Genomic DNA, 19,876 nt, shown 5'->3' on the forward strand with positions numbered 1-19,876 from the left:
AAGCAGGCGAGGGAAACCTCGCAACGTGGGTCCGCAAGGTGCCGAATGGCTGAATAGCTGAACAGCATCGAAACCGGCGGACTCGGCGGGCTTGAGCAGGCAACGTCAGCTGGCAAGTGACCACTGATAACGAACGAACAAGGAGACAACCGTTATGGGACGTGCAGTAGGCATCGATCTGGGTACCACCAATTCCTGCATCGCGACGCTGGAAGGCGGCGAACCCACCGTCATCGTGAACGCGGAGGGCGCGCGCACCACGCCATCCGTCGTGGCATTCAGCAAGTCCGGCGAGATCCTCGTCGGCGAAGTGGCTAAGCGCCAGGCCGTTACCAACGTCGATCGCACGATCAGCTCGGTGAAGCGCCACATGGGCACCGATTGGAACGTCGACATCGACGGCAAGAAGTGGACCCCGCAGGAGATCTCCGCGCAGGTGCTCATGAAGCTCAAGCGCGACGCCGAGGCGTACCTGGGCGAGCCGGTGACCGATGCGGTCATCACCTGCCCTGCGTACTTCAACGACGCACAGCGCCAGGCGACCAAGGACGCCGGCAAGATCGCAGGCCTGAACGTGCTGCGCATCATCAACGAGCCGACCGCGGCAGCGCTCGCGTACGGCCTGGAAAAGGGCAAGGAGGATGAGCGCATTCTCGTCTTCGATCTCGGCGGCGGCACCTTCGATGTGTCCCTGCTCGAAATCGGCAAGGACGAGGACGGCTTCTCCACCATCCAGGTGCAGGCCACCAACGGCGATAACCGCTTGGGCGGCGACGACTGGGATCAGAAGGTCATCGACTGGCTCGTGGGCGAGGTCAAGAACAAGTACGGCGTCGACCTGTCCAAGGACAAGATCGCGCTGCAGCGCCTCAAGGAAGCTGCGGAGCAGGCCAAGAAGGAGCTGTCGAGCTCGTCTTCGACCTCCATCTCCATGCAGTACCTGGCCATGACCCCCGACGGCACGCCTGTGCATCTCGATGAGACGCTTACCCGCGCCCACTTCGAGGATATGAGCTCGGACCTGCTCGGCCGCTGCCGCACGCCGTTCAACAACGTGCTGAGCGATGCGAACATCTCCGTGAGCGACATCGACCATGTGGTGCTCGTCGGCGGCTCGACCCGTATGCCGGCCGTCAAGGAGCTGGTCAAGGAGCTCACCGGAGGCAAGGAAGCGAACCAGTCCGTGAACCCGGACGAGGTCGTGGCTGTCGGCGCTGCCGTGCAGTCGGGCGTCATCAAGGGCGACCGCAAGGACGTGCTGCTCATCGACGTGACCCCGCTTTCGCTGGGCATCGAGACCAAGGGCGGCATCATGACCAAGCTCATCGACCGCAACACCGCCATCCCGACCAAGCGCTCCGAGGTCTTCTCGACTGCCGAGGACAACCAGCCCTCCGTGCTCATCCAGGTCTACCAGGGCGAGCGTGAATTCGCGCGCGACAACAAGCCGCTGGGCACCTTCGAGCTGACCGGCATCGCGCCGGCGCCGCGTGGCGTTCCGCAGATCGAGGTCACCTTCGACATCGACGCCAACGGCATCGTGCACGTCGGCGCCAAGGACAAGGGCACCGGCAAGGAGCAGTCGATGACCATCACCGGCGGCTCGGGCCTGGGCAAGGACGAGATCGACAAGATGGTCAAGGAGGCCGAAGCCCATGAGGCCGAGGACAAGCAGCGCAAGGAGGATGCCGAAACCCGCAATCAGGCCGAATCCTTCGCCTACCAGACCGAAAAGCTCGTCAACGACAACAAGGACAAGCTCTCCGACGACGTGTCCAAGGAAGTCACCGACAAGGTCAACGAGCTGAAGGAAGCGCTCAAGGGCGAGGACATCGAGAAGATCAAGTCCGCGCAGGAAGCACTCATGACCTCGGCGCAGAAGATCGGCCAGGCGCTCTACGCGCAGCAGGGCGCGGCTGATGCGGCTGGCACGGGCGCTGCTGGTGCCGCAGACGCAGGTGCCGGTGCTGCCGGTGCTGGCGCAGGTTCTGCCGCTTCGTCTGACGACGACGTGGTGGATGCCGAAGTCGTGGATGATGACGACAAGGACAACAAGTAATCATGTCTGGGTTCAATAAGGACGATTACCTCAACGATCTGCCGGATGCCGATCAGGCCGCGGCTGACGCGGCCGGCGCGGCTGATAGCACAGCTCAGTCGGCCTCGGGCCCCGCAGCGCAGGGTGCCGAGCCGAATGAGCCGTCCAGCGATGCGAAGGCTGCTGGCGACAGCGGTAACAGCGACAGCGAGCAGGCGAGCGATGGCAAGAAGGATTCTGACAACAAGGATTCCGATGCGCAGGATTCGCTGACCCCGCTCGGCCAGGCGAAAAAGGAAGCCGCAGAATACCTCGACGCTTTGCAGCGCGAGCGGGCCGAATTCGTCAACTTCCGCAACCGCTCGAAGAAGGAGCAGGACCGTTTCCGCGAGCACGGCATCATCGACGTGCTCACGGCGCTGCTGCCCGCGCTCGACGATATCGATCGCATCAAGGAGCACAGCGATATCGACGACTCCTTCAGCGCGGTCGCCACGAAGATCGACAAGGCTTTCGAACGCTTCGGCGTCGAGAAATTCGGCAAGGCCGGAGAGCCCTTCGACCCGACCAAGCACGAAGCCATCCTGCACAAGCCCGACGAAACCGCCACCACCGAAACCGTCGACACCGTAGTAGAAGCCGGATACCGCATCGGCGACCGAGTAGTCCGAGCCGCCCGCGTGGTCGTCGCTTCTCCCAAGGCATAGCTCGTTTGCGGAATACCTAGGTTTATCTGGTATCCGGGAATTGGAGGGATATGTATGTCATCCGACACGCTCCAAGGCCGCTCGGCCGGTCATACGGTCGGACGACACACATATCCCTCCAATTCCCTCGTCAGTATTTGTTTTTATCCGCTAACTAAAAAGGTTTTGTAGAAGTCCTCTCCCGGTTTAATCAATCAACGGTCTTCGATGCGAATCCTTAGAGCGCAAAAAGAAAAAATGCTTGAGGAGTTGGACTCTTTGTACATAAGGAGGTGGAGGGGTGTGTGTTGCCAGACCGTATGGCCGGCCGAGCGGCCCCGCTTCGCGGCTTCGCAGCCTTAGCGGCTGCTCACTTCGCCTACGGACAGCCCACAGGGCTGTCCGCTTAACGGCTCAGCATGTCGGGCAACACATATCCCATTCCACCCACGGCAACCCCTCTAGCAGTCAAGAACTAAATAAAGCATTACATATTGAGCCCAGGAAAGGAGGCACATCGTGGCTGAGAACGAATGGCTGAACAAGGACTTCTACAAGGTCCTCGGTGTCTCCAAAGACGCCAGCGCAGCCGATATTACCAAGGCGTACCGCAAGCTGGCGCGCCAGTATCATCCCGATCTGAACAAGTCCAAGGAGGCCGAGGAGAAGTTCAAGGATATTTCTGAGGCGTATGACGTGCTCAACAGCAAGGAGCAGCGCCAGAAGTATGACGCGATTCGGCAGTTCGGCATGGGCGGCGCGCGCTTTGCGGGCGGCTCGGGCCAAGGCGGCTTCAGCAACGCGGGCTTCTCTGATGTCTTCGGCTCGATGTTCGGCGACGGTGCGGGCGATGGCTCGCGCATTCGCTTCTCGACGTCGGGCGGCGGCCAGCCCGGCATGGATGACATCTTCTCCATGTTCGGCGGTGCCATGCCAGGTCAGGGAGCGCGCAGCCACACGGCGTACCGCGAGCCGCAGCCGCCGCAGCGGGGCGAGGATCGCAAGTCGAAGATCACGCTGACCTTCCGGCAGGCGGTCAAGGGCGCGACCGTGTCGCTGAGCGTGGACGGCGGCAAGTTCAAGACGCATATTCCCGCCGGGGTCAAGGACGGGCAGAAGATTCGGCTCGCAGGCAAGGGCAAGCCGGGCGTCAATGGCGGTAAGAACGGCGATATGTTCCTGGAGCTTACCGTCCGGGAGGACCCGAAGTTCTCGCTGCGCGGGCACGATATCGTCATGGCGCTGCCGGTCAGCATCGGGCAGGCCGTGGCCGGCGCGAAGATCGAGGCCAAGGACATCGATGGGGAACCGGTGACGTTCAAGGTGCACGCCGGTTCGTCCAGCGGCAGTGAGGTGCGCATTTCCGGCAAGGGCGTGCCGGGGCGCGGTGGCGACTTGGTGGGCCGCATCGAGATTCGCGTGCCGTCCAAGCCCAGTGCGGCGCTCAAGCGCAAGGCCAAGGAATTCGACGAGGAGTCCGGCGAGTTCCTTGATGAACTGGCGCAGGAGCGCTGATCGCGATGGCACGGATGGATCGCGAGGCGCGGGCGCTCTATGAGATGTGCGCGCTCGCGCTGGTCGAGTCCCGCGCGAATCTCGACGGGGCAGATGAGGTCGGCTTCGACATCGATCTGCCGATTTTCAGCGTCGGCCGCACCGCCGAGCTGGCGAACATCCACCCGCAGACCTTGCGGCAGTACGACCGGCTGGGGCTTATCGAGCCGCAGCGGACCGGCGGCGGGGCGCGGCGCTATTCGCTGCGTGACATCGACCGGCTGGTGCAGGCGCAGCGGCTGAGTCAGGAGGAAAGCGTCAATCTTGCGGGCATCGCGCGGATTCTCGATCTGCAGGAGGAGAATCGCCAGTTGCGCCGCGAGATCAAACGGCTGAGCCGGCCTAATGGTTCGAGCATATTCGCGGCCGACGCGGATGGCGACATCATCGAGGTGCAGCGCTCGAATCAGGCACGGCTGTGGCGGCACGAGATTCAGGTGCATCGCCGCGAGCTGACTTCCGGCCGCTCCGGTGACGATATGCCGCAATACCCGGAGGACGAGAAGTCCGTGGTGCTATGGAGCGAGTACCTCGACTAAGTGGCTCGTGGAGCTTGAGCCTCGGAGCGTCTGCTAGGCCCACAACCGGCATGGACTCCAGCGAACGCGCATAACTCTAGGATCTTATGTCACAAAGCCCGCACTATCGCAAAGGTAGTGCGGGCCTTGTGATGTTTCGAGCCGGTTATACGTCACAACTCCCGCAATGGTCTGGCGATAGTGCGGGAATCGTGACATTCCAGTGTTTCAGCGTTTCAGCGGGGGGGCTCGTGTCGCATTTTGCACGGTATCCAATCTCTACCGTGCAAAATGTAACGTTTACTGGCAGTTTTGCGTAGCCTTTTATACGGTAGGGCTGAATTAGCGTACAAAACGCAACGTTGATGAGCTTTTGGGCCCACGTGCCACTCATCTGCGCCCTTGTCGGCCTGTTTTGCTGTCATGGAGGGGGCCAAAACGACTCGGCGCAATTCGGTGCGACGTAGGCAGGCGCAGACGCAGGCAATGGAAGGCGGGATTCGGCATGACGCTACTCAAGGCGGTCCTTTGGGATATGGATGGCACGCTTATCGACTCGGAGCCGGTCTGGCACGAGTCCGAGGTGCAGCTCGCCCGCGAGCATGGCGGGAAATGGAACGAGGACCTCGCCTGGGGCGATTCCGGCAAGCCGGTGCAGGTGGTGGCGCAGCATCTGGTTGATATGGGCACGCAGCTCACGGTGGATGAGATAGCGAATGGCATGGTCGACTATGTGTTCCAGCATGAAAAAGAGCATATGCCGTGGATTGCGGGCGTCGAGGATGTGCTCAGGCGGTTGGCCGAGGCGGGCATACCCTCGGTGCTGGTTACCGCTTCGCCGCGTAAGATGGCGCAGAATGTGGTCGATCATGCCCCCGAAGGAGCGTTTGTGGGCTTCGTGTGCGGCTCGGACGATCTGCCGAAGAAGCCCGATCCGGCACCGTACTTGGCTGCCAGGCGGCTGGTAGGCGTAGGACCGCAGGATATGGCCAGCTGCATCGCGATCGAGGACTCCATCTCTGGGCTTACCTCGGCCGCTGCTTCTGGGGCCACAACGTTGGCACAGGTCGGGTTTAACGGCACGGACGTCTCGGACGGTCCGCAGTTCGCTTCGATCAACGGGTATGAAGGGCTGGGCGTGGCTGAGCTCGAGCATTACGTGCGGCTGAGGTTGGGTGAACTCGACGCTGAGCGTTAAAGGCTGAGTGTTAGAGGCTGGGCGTTAACGATTGAGCGCGCGCGTAACTGGGCGCGTTCGAGATTGAGCCGGTTATCAGCTGAAAACCTTAGCGGCTAGGCGTTGTCAGCCCGGCGTTGGGCGTTGAACGATTACAGATAGCTATAGGCAATACATGTAATGTGCATTTGGGCGAGTCTGACTTGGGAGAACGCGCGAGCTGGCATGTCCGCGTCGAAGCGACAAGCATGCAACTATACTGTGATGCAGTTATGGCGAAGCGCTGCGGCATCAGCCATACGGCGGGTTTCAGCTCGCTGGCTGCCTCTCAGCCGGTAGGGCGGAGGCGCGCCGTGGCACGCTGCAGCGAGCTGTGGCAGGAAGGAGTCAACGACGATGATGATAGGAATACCGAAGGAGACGCTCACAGGTGAGCGGCTGGTGGCGGCCACGCCCAAAACCGTCACGCAATTGCGTGCGCTGGGCTATGAAGTCGCGGTGGAACGAGGCGCAGGGGTCGAGGCGTCATACAGCGACAAGGCATACAGCGACGCCGGGGCGTCCATCGTCGACGCCGCTGCGGCATGGGGCTGCGATATCGTGACCACGGTGAACGCGCCGAGCGAGCAGCAGGTTGCGCAGCTGCGCAACACAGCGATGCTGATTTCCCGGCTGGCGCCGCATACCAACAATGAGCTGCTGGATGCGCTCGCCAGGCGTGGCGTGACCGCACTCGCGCTGGATGCGGTGCCTCGCATCTCTCGCGCGCAATCGATCGATGTGCTTTCGACCATGTCGAACGTCTCCGGCTATCGCGCGGTAATCGAGGCAGCCGAGGAATTCGGCGGCATGTTCACCGGGCAGGTCACTGCGGCGGGTAAAACCCAGCCAGCCAAGGTTTTCGTGATCGGCGGCGGTGTGGCAGGCCTTGCAGCTATCGGCGCGGCCGTGTCGCTGGGCGCGGAAGTGCGGGCCTTCGACGTGCGACCGGAGGCCGGCGAGCAGATCGAATCGCTCGGCGCGACCTTCGTGCAGGCGAAAGCCGCCCAACAGGAACGCTCGAGCACCGGGTACGCCAAGGCGCTGAGCGATGAGCAGGAGCGGGCGACTCTGGCGCTCTATGCCGAGGAAGCCGCGAAAGCCGATATCATCATCACGACCGCGCTGGTGCGCGGCTCGGCCGTGCGCACGATAACCAAGGAGGCCGTGGCTGGCATGCGCTCCGGCTCGGTTATCGTCGACGTGGCGGCCACCGGCGGCGGCAACTGCGAGCTGACCGTGCCGGGCAGCAAAACCGTCAGCGACAACGGCGTGACCATCATCGGCTACACCGACCTGGCCAGCCGCATGCCGCGGCACACCTCGCAGCTCTTCGGCACCAATGTCGTCAATCTTATGAAGCTGCTCACCCCGGCCAAGGACGGCAAGCCCGCGCTCAATCTGGACGATCCAGTGCAGCGCGGCATGACCGTGACCAACGAGAGCCAGATTCTCTGGCCGCCGCCAGCCGTGGCGGTATCCGCGGCTCCGGCTTCGGCCGCAGCGGGCAGTGCGGCGACAGGAGCTGCAGCCACCGCCCTCAGCCCGGAAGAGCTCAAGGAGGAGGCGCAGCGCAAAGCCGTCGCGCAGGAAGCCGAGCAAGCCGCCAAGCGCAAGCGCAATACGGTGCTTATGGCCATCTCCGGCATCATCCTCGCCGTGGCGCTCGCATTCACCGACGCGGCGTTCCTCGCGACCTTCTCGATCTTCGTGCTGGCCATATTCGTGGGCTACTATGTCGTTTCCAACGTCAGCCACTCGCTGCACACGCCGTTGATGTCGTAGACGAACGCGATTTCCGGCATCATCCTCGTCGGCTCGCTGCTGCAGATCGGCTCCGAGAACCCGGTCGTGACCACGCTGGCCGTGCTTTCCGCCGCCATCGCGTCGATTAACGTCTTCGGCGGGTTCCTCGTCACCTATCGCATGCTCAGCATGTTCAGGAAGGACGCGTGAGTGCCATGAGCATCACAATCGCTTCGCAGGCCGCGTATCTCGTCGCCGCCGTGCTGTTCATTCTTTCGCTGGCCGGACTTTCCAAGCAGGAGACCGCCCGACGCGGCAATATCCTCGGCATGATCGGCATGGCCGTGGCTATTATCGCCACCATCGTGCTCGCGCTTGTCGATTCGGCGCGACCCGTATGGGTGACCGCGCTGCTTATCGCGCTTGTGTTCATCATCGGCGCTGCTGTCGGCACATGGCGCGCCCGCACCGTCGAAATGACGCAGATGCCGGAGCTGATCGCCATGCTGCACAGCTTCGTCGGCGCTGCGGCCGTACTCATCGGCTACAACTCCTTCCTCACCGAGCATGATGTCGCGCATCTGTCCGAGATCTATCTGGGCGTGCTTATCGGCGCGGTGACCTTCACCGGCTCGATCATCGCCTATCTCAAGCTGGCTGGGCGCATCAAATCCAAGCCGCTCGCGCTGCCCGGGCGCAACGCCATCAACGTTGGACTGCTGGTCGTCATGGCCGCCATGCTCGTATGGTTCCTGATGACCGACTCGCTGTGGGCCTTGGCGCTGATGACAGTGCTTGCCCTGCTGCTCGGCCTGCATTTGGTCGCTTCGATCGGCGGCGGCGATATGCCGGTCGTCATTTCGATGCTCAACTCCTACTCCGGCTGGGCGGCTGCGGCTGCCGGCTTCATGCTCGACAACAATCTGCTCATCATCACCGGCTCGCTCGTTGGCTCCTCCGGCGCGATCCTGTCGTACCTGATGTGCAAGGCAATGAACCGCAAGTTCATGGCTGTCATCTTCGGCGGATTCGGCGACGCTCCCAAGGCGGCTGCGGCGAAGGTCGAGGGCGAATACCACGAAGTGCAGGCCGCCGAAGTGGCCGAAGAACTCAAGGAAGCCCATTCGGTCATCATCGCGCCGGGTTACGGCATGGCCGTCGCCAAGGCGCAGACCGCCGTGGCCACACTCGTCGAGCGCCTGCGTGCGCAGGACATCGAAGTGCGCTTTGCTGTCCACCCGGTGGCGGGCCGCTTGCCGGGGCATATGAACGTGCTGCTCGCCGAGGCGAAGGTGCCGTACGACATCGTCCTGGAAATGGACGAGATCAACGGCGACTTCCCCGATACTGACGTAGTACTCGTCATCGGCGCCAACGACACCGTCAACCCCTCGGCCGCCGAAGACCCCAATTCCCCGATTGCAGGCATGCCCGTGCTCGAAGTGTGGAAGGCGAAGCACGTCGTCGTGCTCAAGCGCTCGATGGCGACTGGCTACGCCGGCGTGCAGAACCCGCTGTTCTTCCGCGATAACACCTCGATGCTCTTCGGCGACGCCAAAGCCAGCGTGGAAGCAGTGCTCGGAGCGCTGTGAGGCATTGCCGAGCCGTTGCGAGTCATTGTGTGGGTCGGCTTGCTGATTTGGTTTGCTGAAGGATAGGCAAAGGCTGCAGTAAACCCGTTTGCGCTAAAGCACTAGGTTAGGCACTAAGTTCGGTGAGGCCGCGCTACGGCGAAAGGCTCTCCATCATGTCCATCACGGCATTGCAGGTCTCATCGAAACTGATTCCCTGCGCATAGGCGAATGCGCGTTGGTATCTGCGCCATTGCTCGCGCATGAAGTCGCTGCTGCGAACCACGTCGATTGTGCGTCGATAGTCTCTAATGATTGTTGACGAGCCACGATGTTTCGCAGTTGCGGCCAGAGCCATCCTGAGCTGGGCAAGGTTGATGTTAGCACGACGTAGTTTCCAGAGGATATACACATCGTAATAGTCGCGAGGGCGAGTCGTCTGATCGCCGCGAGAGAGTATGGTCTCGATTTTTTCAGACAAGATCGTTTCGATGTTGTATGCCAGGACGGGGATGCTCCGATGCTCGAGCATCGTGATGTGTTCATAGCGGATTTCCTTCGGAGTTATCGCGTCGCCTGTCGTGATGTCCAGTTTCATCGGAACAGAAAGCGGCGGGAAGTTTCCGGACAGATGCACGCGGAAACCGTTGTAATCATCGCCTTCGCGGATTTCATTAATGCCATTGAATGCAAAAGAGATATCGTCATCGATGGGAATTGAAATGATTTCGCCGAACATCGTTGCAATAGCATCTTCGGTGACGGGCCTTCCGGTGATCGAAACATCCATATCCATCGTGGCTCGGGTGTCCAGCCCGACTATCGAGGCGATGAGAAAGCCGCCCTTGAGAATGCAGTTGCCGCGGTACTGTGATGCTGAGATTCGCGCCAGCAAGTGCTCCAACATATAGTTCTGCAGGATCAGTTGCGCCGAAACGTTGGTTTCCTTGGACATGTTCCTGACGATGGATTTCAGTTGCATCGCGTTTTTCACTGCAATACCTCCAAGTATGACCTGACTTTCTGCTCAACTTTCAGCAGCTTCGCATACGCGGAAAGCTGCGGGATGTCGCGGTTCTTTCGCGACATGTATCGCGTGAATGCCTCGGCGGCTACGCCCGACTCGATGCCGTTTTTCGGCCTCAAGATATCGCATAGCGTTTTCTCGGCGCTGTAGGCAGCGACTTGGTTGCCAGCCGGGGTGGTGACCTTCACCACTCCAGAGCTGTATATTTTTCTCGTTGCCCGATGGGCAAGCACCCCGTCTCTGCGAGTGTTGGTGACATTGTAGTTTTCGGGGAACGTCATGGCATAGGACACGGGCGTTCTGTCAGTAAGATCGTGCAGAAACAAAGCGGTTTCCAAGGAGAAAACACCCTTTTTGAAGCGTGACTGCAAGACGACGAACTCATCTGCCCATGCGTCAGGAAGCACATACACTCCACGGTCTATGCGCTCCAACAAGCCCCTTGCAACAAGTATCTTGAGGTATTGCCGGGCGATGCCAGCGTCCTGAACCATAGCTGACGTTACCATGCCTTTGTTGTTCTGCGCCAAGGCAAGCACCATGCTCGATTCGGACATGTGAATCGCCTCTCGTCCATGTCGGCATTATTTACGTCGATGCTCTTATTGTAGCAATAAGAGTGCATGAAAGTAAATTTCATGCACTCTTCCAAGGGGAGTTGCAATAAGGCGTACGAATGCTAGCGCCAGACGACGTGGTGCGGGGCGGCGCCGATTGCGAAGTTGCACATCGCGCAGCCGAGGCCGACATGGGCGAAAAGACCTTTGGTGGCGCGGGTGCTGACGGTAGTGTCGCGGTGCAGCTCGATGATGAAGGACTGCTGGCTGAGCGAGGTCGGCGCGAGCATCGCCGCACCCATGCCCTGTGTAAACCATTCCGGCGCGTCTGCGATCTCCATGCCTTCGGGCAACGCGCATAACTGCTCCATTGGCTTGGTATGATGCTTCGCGCCGGGGCGTGCGGGGTGGCCGAAGGCCAGCGCCCAGATCATGTGCTCGCCATCGCCTAGGCTCCACCAGCCTTCTCTCGCGTTGTCAAGCACCGCCCATGAGATTCCCAGCCCGAGCTGAACAATGCGCAAGGAGAGCAGTTCGCCGTAGTAGCCGACCTTGGTCTGCAAGGCGATTTCCTCTGCGTTGGTTACTGCCTGGTTGCCGTGAGTTTGACTGCCACTCTCCTGGGAAGTCATATTCGCAGACGCGCTCAGATCAGGGATGCCGCTGCCTGCGCCAATCAGGGCGATGGCGTTATGGACTCCGCGGAATCTGCCGTAATGGGTCGGATAGCCGAATGCATCATCCAGTCCGCTAGCCAGCTGGATATGCAGGCCCGATGCCGCATTGCAGGCCGTGATTTCTGCACGAAGCACTGCCAGCGCTTCATCGGCTACCGGCTCATCAGTGTACATGCGCACGGAGTGGCGCTCGGCTATCGCACCGCGCAAGTCGCTGTCGCCAACCAAATCACGCAGAACCATGATTCCCCTCCCGCGTATGGGCTGTAACCATATCCCTTATGCTTCGATTCTATTCGACCGAGATTGCGCGACGGTTCCTAAAATGAGCCGACGTTACCCCCGGCTGCCGTTGGCGTAGAACCGCGCGAGCGACTCGTCGCGGAATTCGTCGAAGTATCCGCCGTCAATCGAGGCGCGGATGTCGTCGAGCAGCTTCACGAAGAACCGCTCATTATGAATCGTGGCCAGGGTGAAGCCGTTCAGCTCATGCGCGCGCAGCATATGATCGATGTATGCCCGCGAATAATGCGTGCAGGCGTAGCAGTCGCAACCCTCTTCGAACGGTCCGAAGTCGTGCTTGAAGGTGGCGCGCTTGATGTTGTAGCGGCCGTCGCGCGTGTAGATCGCGCCGTTGCGGCCGGTGCGCGCGGGCGCGACGCAGTCGAAGGTGTCGCCGCCGTTCTCTACGCAGGCGAAGATATCGTCCACGGCTGCGATACCGAGCACATGTCGGGGCCGACTTTCCGGTATCTCGTCGCAGATCCAGGCGCAGGTGTCGCCGATCACGCGCTTCTCGATGGCCCCGCCGATGCCGACGCCATCGAAGTCAAGCGAGGCGATCTGCTGCGCAGCGTGACGACGCAAGTCTTCGTAATTCGCGCCTTGCACCACGCCGTAGAGTGCCTGATAGGGCTTGCCGACGCGCGTCTGCGTCAGCCGTTGATGCTCGGCGACGCAGCGTCGCGCCCATCGGAAGGTGCGCTCGACCGAACGCTCCTGATAGCCGCGCGTGTTCATCAGCGTGGTCAGCTCGTCGAAGGCGAACATGATATCCGCGCCGATCTTATGCTGGATGCCCATGGAAATCTCGGCGCTGAAGCGGTGTTCGGAGCCGTTGAGCGGCGATTTGAAGGTCACGCCGTCCTCGTCCACGAAGGCCAGCCGCTCCTTGCCTTTGGCGATTACGTCATCCGACTTCATGCCCTTGACGTCCATCGCGAGCGTCTTCTTGAACCCCGCGCCCAGCGAAAGTACTTGGAATCCGCCGGAATCGGTGAAGGTCGGGCCGTCCCAGTTCATGAACCGGCTCAAGCCGCCAGCTTCGTCAAGCACGTCCTCGCCGGGGCGCTCGAAGAGATGAAAGGCGTTCGATAGCAGGCATTGCGCGCCCAACTCGCGCATCTGCTCGGGCAGCACGGCCTTCATGGCGGCCTGCGTGGCGACGGGGACGAAGGCGGGGGTTGTGATGTCGCCGTGCGGGGTGTGAATGACGCCGGTACGGCCATAGCGGGCCCCGCCGCGCCCTTTGCCTTGTGCCGAATCAGGCAGCCGCGTGGTCGTTTCGAAGCTGAAAGCGCTGCGGTCACCGGGTTGATCGGGGTGCTCGGGCTGGGGCAGCTGGGTAGGCTGGTCCGGTTGATCGGGGTGCTCGGGCCGCGCTGTACGAGGGCGTTCAAGAAGACTGGTCATATCGTTCACTGTAGGCGAAGCCATGCCGCAGCGCCTGTGCGAATGCAGCATTGGCCGTAATTGTAAGCGCAATATCGGGTGCAATCGCACGAGAAACAATGCCAAGCAAGCCCGGTTTTGCCAACATGCCGAGGATTGGTGTATTTCTTCCAACAAACATTCAGGAAACGCCCAGAGCGGCTATCTTTACTTATGGATAGCGATGAACAGCGACGATACGTCCGAAAGGCCGTTGGAGTCGCATCTTATGCAAAGGAGTAGCTATGGCTGAAGAACACGACGGCGACTGGAACATCCAGAACGCCGCGCACGACGCCGAAGAGCACAATCACCCAGAAGGGGGAGCCGAGGGCTTGGGAGAGGCTCAGAGCGAGCAGCCGACAGTTTCTTTGCAGCCGCTCGGCTTGAATCCTGAGGAGACGGTGGATTTTGCAAGGTCTTCGGACGGGCAGAACGGGCAAGGGCAGGAATCCGCGCAGGGCTCCAGCGTGTATGGCGATAATGCGGGCGAGTCCGATACGTCCAACACGCCCGGCGATGGCGCGATCAATGTGGATGGCGACAATGCCGATGCCGGCTCTGATGGTTCTAAGAACTCTGAAGATCCCAATGGCTCCAACGGCGCGGACCAAACTGCCACGAGCGAACCGGTTCCTGCGACCACGAGTTTCGCCGCGCAGGAGACCGCGCCCATTCCCACCGCAGGCCTTGGCGTAGAGCAGCCGACGATGCCCCTCTACCGCCCCGCCCCGGAATACGGCGCATACGGCCCGGTTCCTGGGCAAACGCAGAACGGCGACGGCAGCGCAGCTGCTTCCGACGCCCAGCAGACGGGTCAGCCCGGTGGGCAGCCCAATGGCGGGCAGCCGGGAGCAACGCAGCCGGGAACGCAGCCAGGAGATCAGGGGAATCGCAACCCGTACTTCGGCTCCAATCCCTTCTTCAACCCTGGTGGCCAGCGTCCGAACGACCAGTCCGGCAACGCAAGCCAGGGGACGCCGAGGCCTTATGGTGCAGGCAACCAGCCGCAAAGTCCGCAAGGCCCGCAACGATCGCAGACTCCTGGCTATCCGCCGCAGGGATCTTTTGCCGGCAATCAAACGCCTGCGGGCGCAGCGCCGAATCGGCCTGCGAATGCGATTGTGGTCGCGGTCGTCGCCGCGCTGGTCGCCGCGGCTCTGTGCCTCGGCGTTGGTTATGCTGCGATTACCAACGGCTGGGTGAGCGTACCCAGCGCCAGCTCGATGAGCGAGGTCGGTTCCAGCCAGGCCAGCGCCGGAAGCGCGCCCTTGAAAGCGGGCAAGGCGGCCGATTGGACCGCGGTGGCCGGCTCGGTCTCCGGCTCGGTCGTCTCCATCCAGGTTCAGCTCGCTAATGGGTCAGCCAAGGGGTCGGGCGCGATCTTCGACACCAGCGGGCATATCGTCACCAACAACCATGTGATCTCAGGCGCTCAGCAGATTCAGGTCACTCTGGCGAATGGCCAGATGTACACGGCCAAGGTCGTGGGAACCGACGCCACCACCGATCTGGCGGTCATCAAGCTCGATAACCCGCCGAGCGATCTCAAGCCGGTGCAGTTCGCCGATTCCGACTCTCTTGCCGTCGGGCAGGGCGTCATGGCCATCGGCAATCCGCTCGGCTACGACGATACGGCCACAACCGGCATCGTCTCGGCGCTCAACCGCCCCGTTTCGGTTCTCGATGACAGCGGCAAGGCTCAGATCGTGACGAATGCCGTCCAGATCGATGCGGCCATCAACCCTGGCAACTCGGGTGGCCCGACCTTCGATGCGGCAGGCAATGTGATTGGCGTCAACTCCTCGATCGCCTCCACGGCCACGTCCGGTTCGCAGGCAGGGTCCATCGGCATCGGTTTCGCGATTCCGTCGAATCTCGTCAAGCGCGTCGCGCAGGAGATCATCGACAATGGCTCGGTCAAGCATGTGCAGCTCGGCGTGACCATCGGGGATGCGACCGCCCAAGCCGATGGCGTGACCCGTGGCGGCTCGAAGATCGCCAAGGTGGTCTCTGGCAGTCCGGCCGACAAAGCGGGTTTGAAGGTCGGTGACACCGTCGTCGCGTTCAACGATAACGCGGTGAACAACACTTACTCGCTGCTGGGCTTTGTCCGCGCATCGGCGTTGGGCAGCAAGGTGAAGCTCACGGTCGTGCGCGATTCCAAGGCCATCGACGTCGAAGTGACGCTGGACCAGCAGGAATCCACCTCCGCCAGCACCCAGTCCGGCAGTGGCAGCCAGAATGGCAATGGCAGCAACGGCGGCAGTGGGAACGGCAGCGGTAATGATGGAAGTGGGAATGGCAGCGGCAACGGCAACGGCGACAGCGGCAACGGTGGCGGCTTCAATGATCCGTTCGGCCTGTGGTAAACAGACCAGTTCCCGACCGGTTATGACAGCAGTATGATACGGCTGCATACCGGTGGCGAGTGAGGGGCGGCAGGCTATGCTTGCCGCCCCTCACTCATGCTTATGCTCGCTTGCTGCTGTCCATAGCGGCACACAGCAGCCGGATACCGTCGTCAATCTGGTCCATGCGCGGGCGCACGAAATTGAGGCGGATGTGGCGGGTGTCCGTGCCATCCACGTCGAACACCCCGCCCGGCATGAAGGTGACGCCCAATGGCCGTGCGGCTTCCAGCAGCGCTTGCGAACGCTGGCCTTCGGGCAGGCTGAGCCATACGTAGTAGCCGCCTTCGGGGACGTTCCACTGGGCGGTTGGCGGCGCATAGCGTTGCAGGGCATCGCACATCGCGTCGCGCCGCAGTCGGTACGTGCCGGTGATTTCCTCGATATGCCGGCGGATGCGGCCGCCGCGCAGCAGCTCGATGCAGATGCGCTGCGAGGACGAGCTCGTGTGTTGATCGACCATCCGGCGCAGCGCCGCGAGCCGCGCGACCACATGCGTGTCGGCGATGAGCCAGCCCGTGCGCAGACCGGGCGTCACCGTTTTCGAAAAGGTCGACAGGTAGATCACGTACCCGGCATTCTCCATGCCTTTGAGCGGAGTCGGCGGTGCCGAAGTCCCGTAATGCAGCTCTCCGTAGGGGTCGTCCTCGATGACGAGACACTGGTATTTCATCGCGGTCTCGATGAGCTCGCGGCGGCGCTGGGCCGGCATCGTGGAACCGGTGGGGTTGTGGAAGGTGGGGATGGTGTAGATCAGTTTCGGGTGGAAGCGTGCGCAGAACCCCTCAAGCAGCTCCGTGCGCATGCCCGATTCATCCGTCGGCACGCCGATGATACGTGCGTCAGCCGAGCGGAAGGCCTGCAGCGCCGGAAAGAAGGTCGAGCTTTCGACGAGCACGCAGTCGCCGGGATTAACGAACGCCCTGACACACAGATCGAGGCCCTGCTCCGAGCCGGAAAGCACCATCACATTGCGGGGCGAGCAATGGATCATCCGGTCCTCGCGCATGTGGTCGGCGAGCAATGTGCGCAGCTCGGGGAAGCCTTCGATGGGCGATTCCGGCTGGCCGTCGAAATCGTGCGAGGAGAAGGCATGCAGGCTCACGTCGCGCAGCAAATCGTCCGGGATGTCGTGCGGATTCGGCGAACCGGTGGCGAAGTCGATGACGCCGTCCATGCTCTGCGCTCGGTCCGCTGAGGCGATGTCGTGGTAGGTGAAGCGGTTGGAATAATCGCTGAAGAGCACCGGCCACGGAGGGCTGAGCGTTAGTGGGCTAGGAGTTGATGAAGCGTGTGTTGGCGGAACGTGTGTCTGCGGACTGAATGTTTGCGCGCTGGGTGTCGGCGATCCAAGCATCGGCGAAGCATGCGGCGATGGCGCAGACGGCACGAGGCGCGGGGCTGCTGCGATGGTGTGTTCGTTGGCGCGGCGCTGCACGAAGGTGCCTTTGCCGACATGCGAGGCAATGAGGCCTTCATCCTTGAGCTCGCTGTACGCCTGCAAGACGGTGGTGCGGTTGACGGCAAGCAGCTCGGCCATCTCGCGCTCCGAAGGCAGCCGATATCCGGCGGCCAAGCGCCCTGCGACGATCTGCTCGCGCAACTCATTGACAAGCTGGCGGTAGAGGGGCACATCGCTGCGCCGGTCGAGTGAAACCTGCATGGCGTCGTTCTCCTTTCGGTTCCTTCGCATCGGGGCTGTGACGATTCTACGGGTGAGCGTGCGCCGCGGTGTTTCGGCGAGGCGCAAACGTTTCATCCGAGCGGCTTGGGGGCTCTGCAGCTCGTGGCCATGTCCCGAATGCCGGCTATCTCGCTTATGTGTAGTGCTATTCGGGCTTCGCGGAGGTCTATCGGCGTTATATGCGGCGCTAATCCTAGGGCACTCCAGGTAACGCTGGTCGAAAATGGCGGTTTCTGGCCAGCGATACTCGACTCTTCGCAGAATAGCGCCTCACATAACGTAGATAGACCTCCGCAGCACCCCAATAACGCCTCATATAACGCAAATACACGCATATACGCTCACGAAATGGGAAAACACGCGGGCGCGAACACGAAGTCCGGCTTCCTAGCGCCCAATGTTCCCCGCTTTCACAGCGAAAGTAGCAGTTCGTGCACTCTGGTGTCGTCCGTCAGCTCGGGGTGGAAGGCGGTGGCGAGCAGCGAACCCTGCCGCAGACCGACCACATGCCCGTCCACCTGCGATTCGACCGTGGCGTTCGGGCCGACCTCGGTGACATACGGCCCTCGGATGAACACCAGGGGCAGATCATGAATATCGCCGAACGAGCCGATGGTTTCGAAGCTGCCCAGCTGACGGCCGTAGGCGTTGCGGCGCACCACGGCGTCAAGCGCACCGAAATATGTGGTGCTTTCATGCACGGCATGCCTATGTGCGCTGCCGCTAGACGCTGTGTCATTACATCCAGTGTCGTTGCGCGCGGTATCGCTGTGCGTAGTGTCGGTGTTCACATCGGCGCCAAGCGCAGCGTCTTGCGGCGCCGTGTCTGCCGCGCCTTCGTTCTCGATTTTTCGAGCGAGCAGAATCATCCCCGCGCAGGTGCCGAGCACGGGCCGGCCTTGCGCGATATGCTCCGCGATCGGCGCGAACAGTCCGGTCAGGCGTAGCAGCCGGCCCTGTACCGTACTTTCCCCGCCCGGAAGAATCACCCGAGCGATGGAGTCGTCCCAGTCTTTCGCCGAATGCAGCAGCCGCCATGGAGCGCCAAGGCGGTCCAGCATCTCGGCGTGCTCCGCGAATGCGCCCTGCACCGCGAGAATGCCCGTCACCGAGCGCGACTGGTCGCCCGAACTGCGTTTGCCGATGTATTGCGCCGCGACGACCATCACTCGCCCCTTGCGGCCATAAGCGTGGTGATCTCGTTCTCGTTGATGCCCACCATCGCCTCGCCGAGATTCTCCGAGAGCCGCGCCAGCAGTGCGGCGTCCTGCCAGTTCGCAGTCGCCTGAACTATGGCAGCCGCGCGCTTCGCCGGGTCGCCCGACTTGAAAATGCCCGAACCGACGAACACGCCTTCGGCGCCCAGCTCCATCATCAGCGCCGCATCGGCGGGCGTGGCGACACCGCCGGCCGCGAAGTTGACTACGGGCAGGCGGCTGTGATCATGCACGTACCGCACCAGATCGTAAGGCGCGGCGAGACGCTTGGCTTCCTCGAAGACCTCGTCGTCGCGCAGCGAAGCCAGTGCGCGAATCTGGCGGTTCATAGTGCGCATATGGCGTACGGCCTGCACCACGTCGCCCGTCCCCGGCTCTCCCTTGGTACGAATCATGGCCGCACCCTCGCCGATGCGGCGCAGCGCCTCGCCAAGATCCTTCGCGCCGCACACGAAGGGCACGTCGAAGCCGGTTTTGTCGATGTGATGGACGTCATCGGCGGGCGTGAGCACTTCGGACTCATCGATGTAGTCGATTTCAATGGCTTGCAGAATGCGGGCTTCGGCGGTGTGCCCAATGCGTACCTTGGCCATGACGGGTATCGAGACGGCCTCTTGGATGCCGCGCACCATGCCGGGGTCGCTCATGCGCGAGACACCGCCCGCAGCGCGGATATCCGCAGGAATGCGTTCCAGAGCCATCACTGCGCAGGCGCCGGAATCCTGGGCGATGCGCGCCTGCTCCGGTGTCGTCACGTCCATGATGACGCCTCCCTTGAGCATCTGGGCGAGGTTCCTGTTCAGTGATACGCGGTCGCCATCCATAAGGCCGCTCCTTTCATGTCGATGTCGCGCTCGCGCCTGTGGCTAGCGCTTGGGTCTAGCTTGGGTGCGGGCGGAATCGGGCGCACTTGTCCCGTTCGAGCGACAGTGTACGGTCGCAGCGTGGCACTTCGATAGGGCCAATCGGCCACTTTGCGCACCAGCCAATCGCGGGGTGGACGGTGGTTGCGTCTCAGCCTGCCTACTCGCGGCTTGTCAGCGTACGTTTTATGGCACTTTGCACGAGTCCATAACGGAAAACGTACGCTGAGCGGTCGTTATCGTACGTTTTCCGATATGCGCCTCGTGATCATGGCGTAAAACGTACGCTTAGTTCGGCAACGGGGTTGTCGGAGACCCGTCTGCGGCTTGTCGGCGGCGATTTGCTGGTAAGCTGATTTCCAGCCGTACGAACGGTTGATGATGTGCAATACAACTGAATA

15 protein-coding genes and 1 pseudogene are annotated in these 19,876 nt (G+C 61.8%); 8 read left to right on the top strand and 8 right to left on the bottom strand.

The window, feature by feature from the left end; genetic code table 11:
* The first annotated feature begins 154 nt into the window (after positions 1–154).
* From dnaK to pntB, 7 genes and pseudogenes are all read left to right on the top strand, one after another.
* Complete coding sequence (gene dnaK, locus LKK40_RS04880; RefSeq protein ID WP_304309667.1) at positions 155–2,059, top strand: molecular chaperone DnaK; 1,905 nt, start codon at positions 155–157, stop codon at positions 2,057–2,059.
* A 2-nt stretch (positions 2,060–2,061) separates the two neighbouring features.
* Positions 2,062–2,745 carry a nucleotide exchange factor GrpE gene (gene grpE, locus LKK40_RS04885; RefSeq protein WP_304309669.1) on the top strand — a complete coding sequence of 228 codons (684 nt, stop codon included), beginning with the start codon at positions 2,062–2,064 and terminating at the stop codon, positions 2,743–2,745.
* Between the two features lie 498 nt (positions 2,746–3,243).
* Positions 3,244–4,239 (top strand): DnaJ C-terminal domain-containing protein, encoded by a 996-nt coding sequence (locus tag LKK40_RS04890; protein ID WP_304309671.1) that lies wholly within the window; start codon positions 3,244–3,246, stop codon positions 4,237–4,239.
* Positions 4,240–4,244: 5 nt separating this feature from the next.
* The gene (locus LKK40_RS04895; RefSeq protein WP_304309673.1) at positions 4,245–4,817 is read left to right on the top strand and encodes a heat shock protein transcriptional repressor HspR; all 573 of its coding nucleotides are present in this window, start codon (positions 4,245–4,247) and stop codon (positions 4,815–4,817) included.
* Between the two features lie 484 nt (positions 4,818–5,301).
* Entirely contained in the window at positions 5,302–5,994 is a 693-nt protein-coding gene (locus LKK40_RS04900; protein ID WP_304309675.1) for an HAD family hydrolase, read from the top strand.
* 378 nt (positions 5,995–6,372) lie between these two features.
* Positions 6,373–7,968: pseudogene (locus LKK40_RS04905) on the top strand (Re/Si-specific NAD(P)(+) transhydrogenase subunit alpha).
* A 5-nt stretch (positions 7,969–7,973) separates the two neighbouring features.
* On the top strand, positions 7,974–9,350 hold the full coding sequence (gene pntB / locus LKK40_RS04910) for a Re/Si-specific NAD(P)(+) transhydrogenase subunit beta (RefSeq protein WP_304309676.1): 1,377 nt from the start codon (positions 7,974–7,976) through the stop codon (positions 9,348–9,350).
* Between the two features lie 133 nt (positions 9,351–9,483).
* On the opposite strand, the gene LKK40_RS04915 is transcribed toward pntB, so the two are convergent.
* From LKK40_RS04915 to LKK40_RS04935, 5 genes are all read right to left on the bottom strand, one after another.
* The gene (locus LKK40_RS04915) at positions 9,484–10,323 is read right to left on the bottom strand and encodes a nucleotidyl transferase AbiEii/AbiGii toxin family protein (protein WP_304309679.1); all 840 of its coding nucleotides are present in this window, start codon (positions 10,321–10,323) and stop codon (positions 9,484–9,486) included.
* The gene (locus LKK40_RS04920; RefSeq protein ID WP_304309681.1) at positions 10,320–10,913 is read right to left on the bottom strand and encodes a type IV toxin-antitoxin system AbiEi family antitoxin domain-containing protein; all 594 of its coding nucleotides are present in this window, start codon (positions 10,911–10,913) and stop codon (positions 10,320–10,322) included. Before LKK40_RS04920 ends, LKK40_RS04915 begins: the two co-directional genes overlap by 4 nt.
* A gap of 122 nt (positions 10,914–11,035) precedes the next feature.
* The gene (locus tag LKK40_RS04925; protein ID WP_304309682.1) at positions 11,036–11,833 is read right to left on the bottom strand and encodes a nitroreductase family protein; all 798 of its coding nucleotides are present in this window, start codon (positions 11,831–11,833) and stop codon (positions 11,036–11,038) included.
* A 93-nt stretch (positions 11,834–11,926) separates the two neighbouring features.
* Positions 11,927–13,282: a tRNA guanosine(34) transglycosylase Tgt gene (gene tgt, locus LKK40_RS04930; RefSeq protein ID WP_434735129.1), complete on the bottom strand. Its 1,356-nt coding sequence runs from the start codon at positions 13,280–13,282 to the stop codon at positions 11,927–11,929.
* Positions 13,266–13,442 (bottom strand): hypothetical protein, encoded by a 177-nt coding sequence (locus LKK40_RS04935; protein ID WP_304309821.1) that lies wholly within the window; start codon positions 13,440–13,442, stop codon positions 13,266–13,268. The genes tgt and LKK40_RS04935 overlap by 17 nt, the downstream gene beginning before the upstream one ends.
* Positions 13,443–13,545: 103 nt before the next feature.
* Between LKK40_RS04935 and LKK40_RS04940 the strand changes: the two genes are divergently transcribed.
* The gene (locus LKK40_RS04940) at positions 13,546–15,672 is read left to right on the top strand and encodes a trypsin-like peptidase domain-containing protein (protein WP_304309686.1); all 2,127 of its coding nucleotides are present in this window, start codon (positions 13,546–13,548) and stop codon (positions 15,670–15,672) included.
* A 100-nt stretch (positions 15,673–15,772) separates the two neighbouring features.
* Here the strand turns inward: LKK40_RS04940 and LKK40_RS04945 are convergent, their stop codons facing one another.
* The 3 genes from LKK40_RS04945 to pdxS form a co-directional block, all read right to left on the bottom strand.
* A complete protein-coding gene (locus tag LKK40_RS04945) occupies positions 15,773–17,374 on the bottom strand; it encodes a PLP-dependent aminotransferase family protein (protein ID WP_304309688.1) in 1,602 nt (533 codons plus the stop codon).
* A 431-nt stretch (positions 17,375–17,805) separates the two neighbouring features.
* Positions 17,806–18,561: a pyridoxal 5'-phosphate synthase glutaminase subunit PdxT gene (locus tag LKK40_RS04950; protein ID WP_304309690.1), complete on the bottom strand. Its 756-nt coding sequence runs from the start codon at positions 18,559–18,561 to the stop codon at positions 17,806–17,808.
* Positions 18,561–19,436: a pyridoxal 5'-phosphate synthase lyase subunit PdxS gene (gene pdxS / locus LKK40_RS04955; RefSeq protein ID WP_024463013.1), complete on the bottom strand. Its 876-nt coding sequence runs from the start codon at positions 19,434–19,436 to the stop codon at positions 18,561–18,563. The genes LKK40_RS04950 and pdxS overlap by 1 nt, the downstream gene beginning before the upstream one ends.
* Positions 19,437–19,876: the final 440 nt, after the last annotated feature.

This window comes from Bifidobacterium tibiigranuli (assembly GCF_022655035.1).
GTDB classification, from domain to species: Bacteria; Actinomycetota; Actinomycetes; order Actinomycetales; family Bifidobacteriaceae; genus Bifidobacterium; species Bifidobacterium tibiigranuli_A.

Bases quoted from the DNA above. Each gene is read 5' to 3' on its own strand.
- LKK40_RS04935 (WP_304309821.1), bottom strand. From the start codon at position 13,442: ATGTTTGTTGGAAGAAATACACCAATCCTCGGCATGTTGGCAAAACCG.
- LKK40_RS04920 (WP_304309681.1), bottom strand. From the start codon at position 10,913: ATGTCCGAATCGAGCATGGTGCTTGCCTTGGCGCAGAACAACAAAGGC.
- LKK40_RS04895 (WP_304309673.1), top strand. From the start codon at position 4,245: ATGGCACGGATGGATCGCGAGGCGCGGGCGCTCTATGAGATGTGCGCG.
- dnaK (WP_304309667.1), top strand. From the start codon at position 155: ATGGGACGTGCAGTAGGCATCGATCTGGGTACCACCAATTCCTGCATC.
- pdxS (WP_024463013.1), bottom strand. From the start codon at position 19,436: ATGGATGGCGACCGCGTATCACTGAACAGGAACCTCGCCCAGATGCTC.
- LKK40_RS04900 (WP_304309675.1), top strand. From the start codon at position 5,302: ATGACGCTACTCAAGGCGGTCCTTTGGGATATGGATGGCACGCTTATC.
- tgt (WP_434735129.1), bottom strand. From the start codon at position 13,282: ATGACCAGTCTTCTTGAACGCCCTCGTACAGCGCGGCCCGAGCACCCC.
- LKK40_RS04945 (WP_304309688.1), bottom strand. From the start codon at position 17,374: ATGCAGGTTTCACTCGACCGGCGCAGCGATGTGCCCCTCTACCGCCAG.
- LKK40_RS04940 (WP_304309686.1), top strand. From the start codon at position 13,546: ATGGCTGAAGAACACGACGGCGACTGGAACATCCAGAACGCCGCGCAC.
- pntB (WP_304309676.1), top strand. From the start codon at position 7,974: ATGAGCATCACAATCGCTTCGCAGGCCGCGTATCTCGTCGCCGCCGTG.
- grpE (WP_304309669.1), top strand. From the start codon at position 2,062: ATGTCTGGGTTCAATAAGGACGATTACCTCAACGATCTGCCGGATGCC.
- LKK40_RS04950 (WP_304309690.1), bottom strand. From the start codon at position 18,561: ATGGTCGTCGCGGCGCAATACATCGGCAAACGCAGTTCGGGCGACCAG.
- LKK40_RS04925 (WP_304309682.1), bottom strand. From the start codon at position 11,833: ATGGTTCTGCGTGATTTGGTTGGCGACAGCGACTTGCGCGGTGCGATA.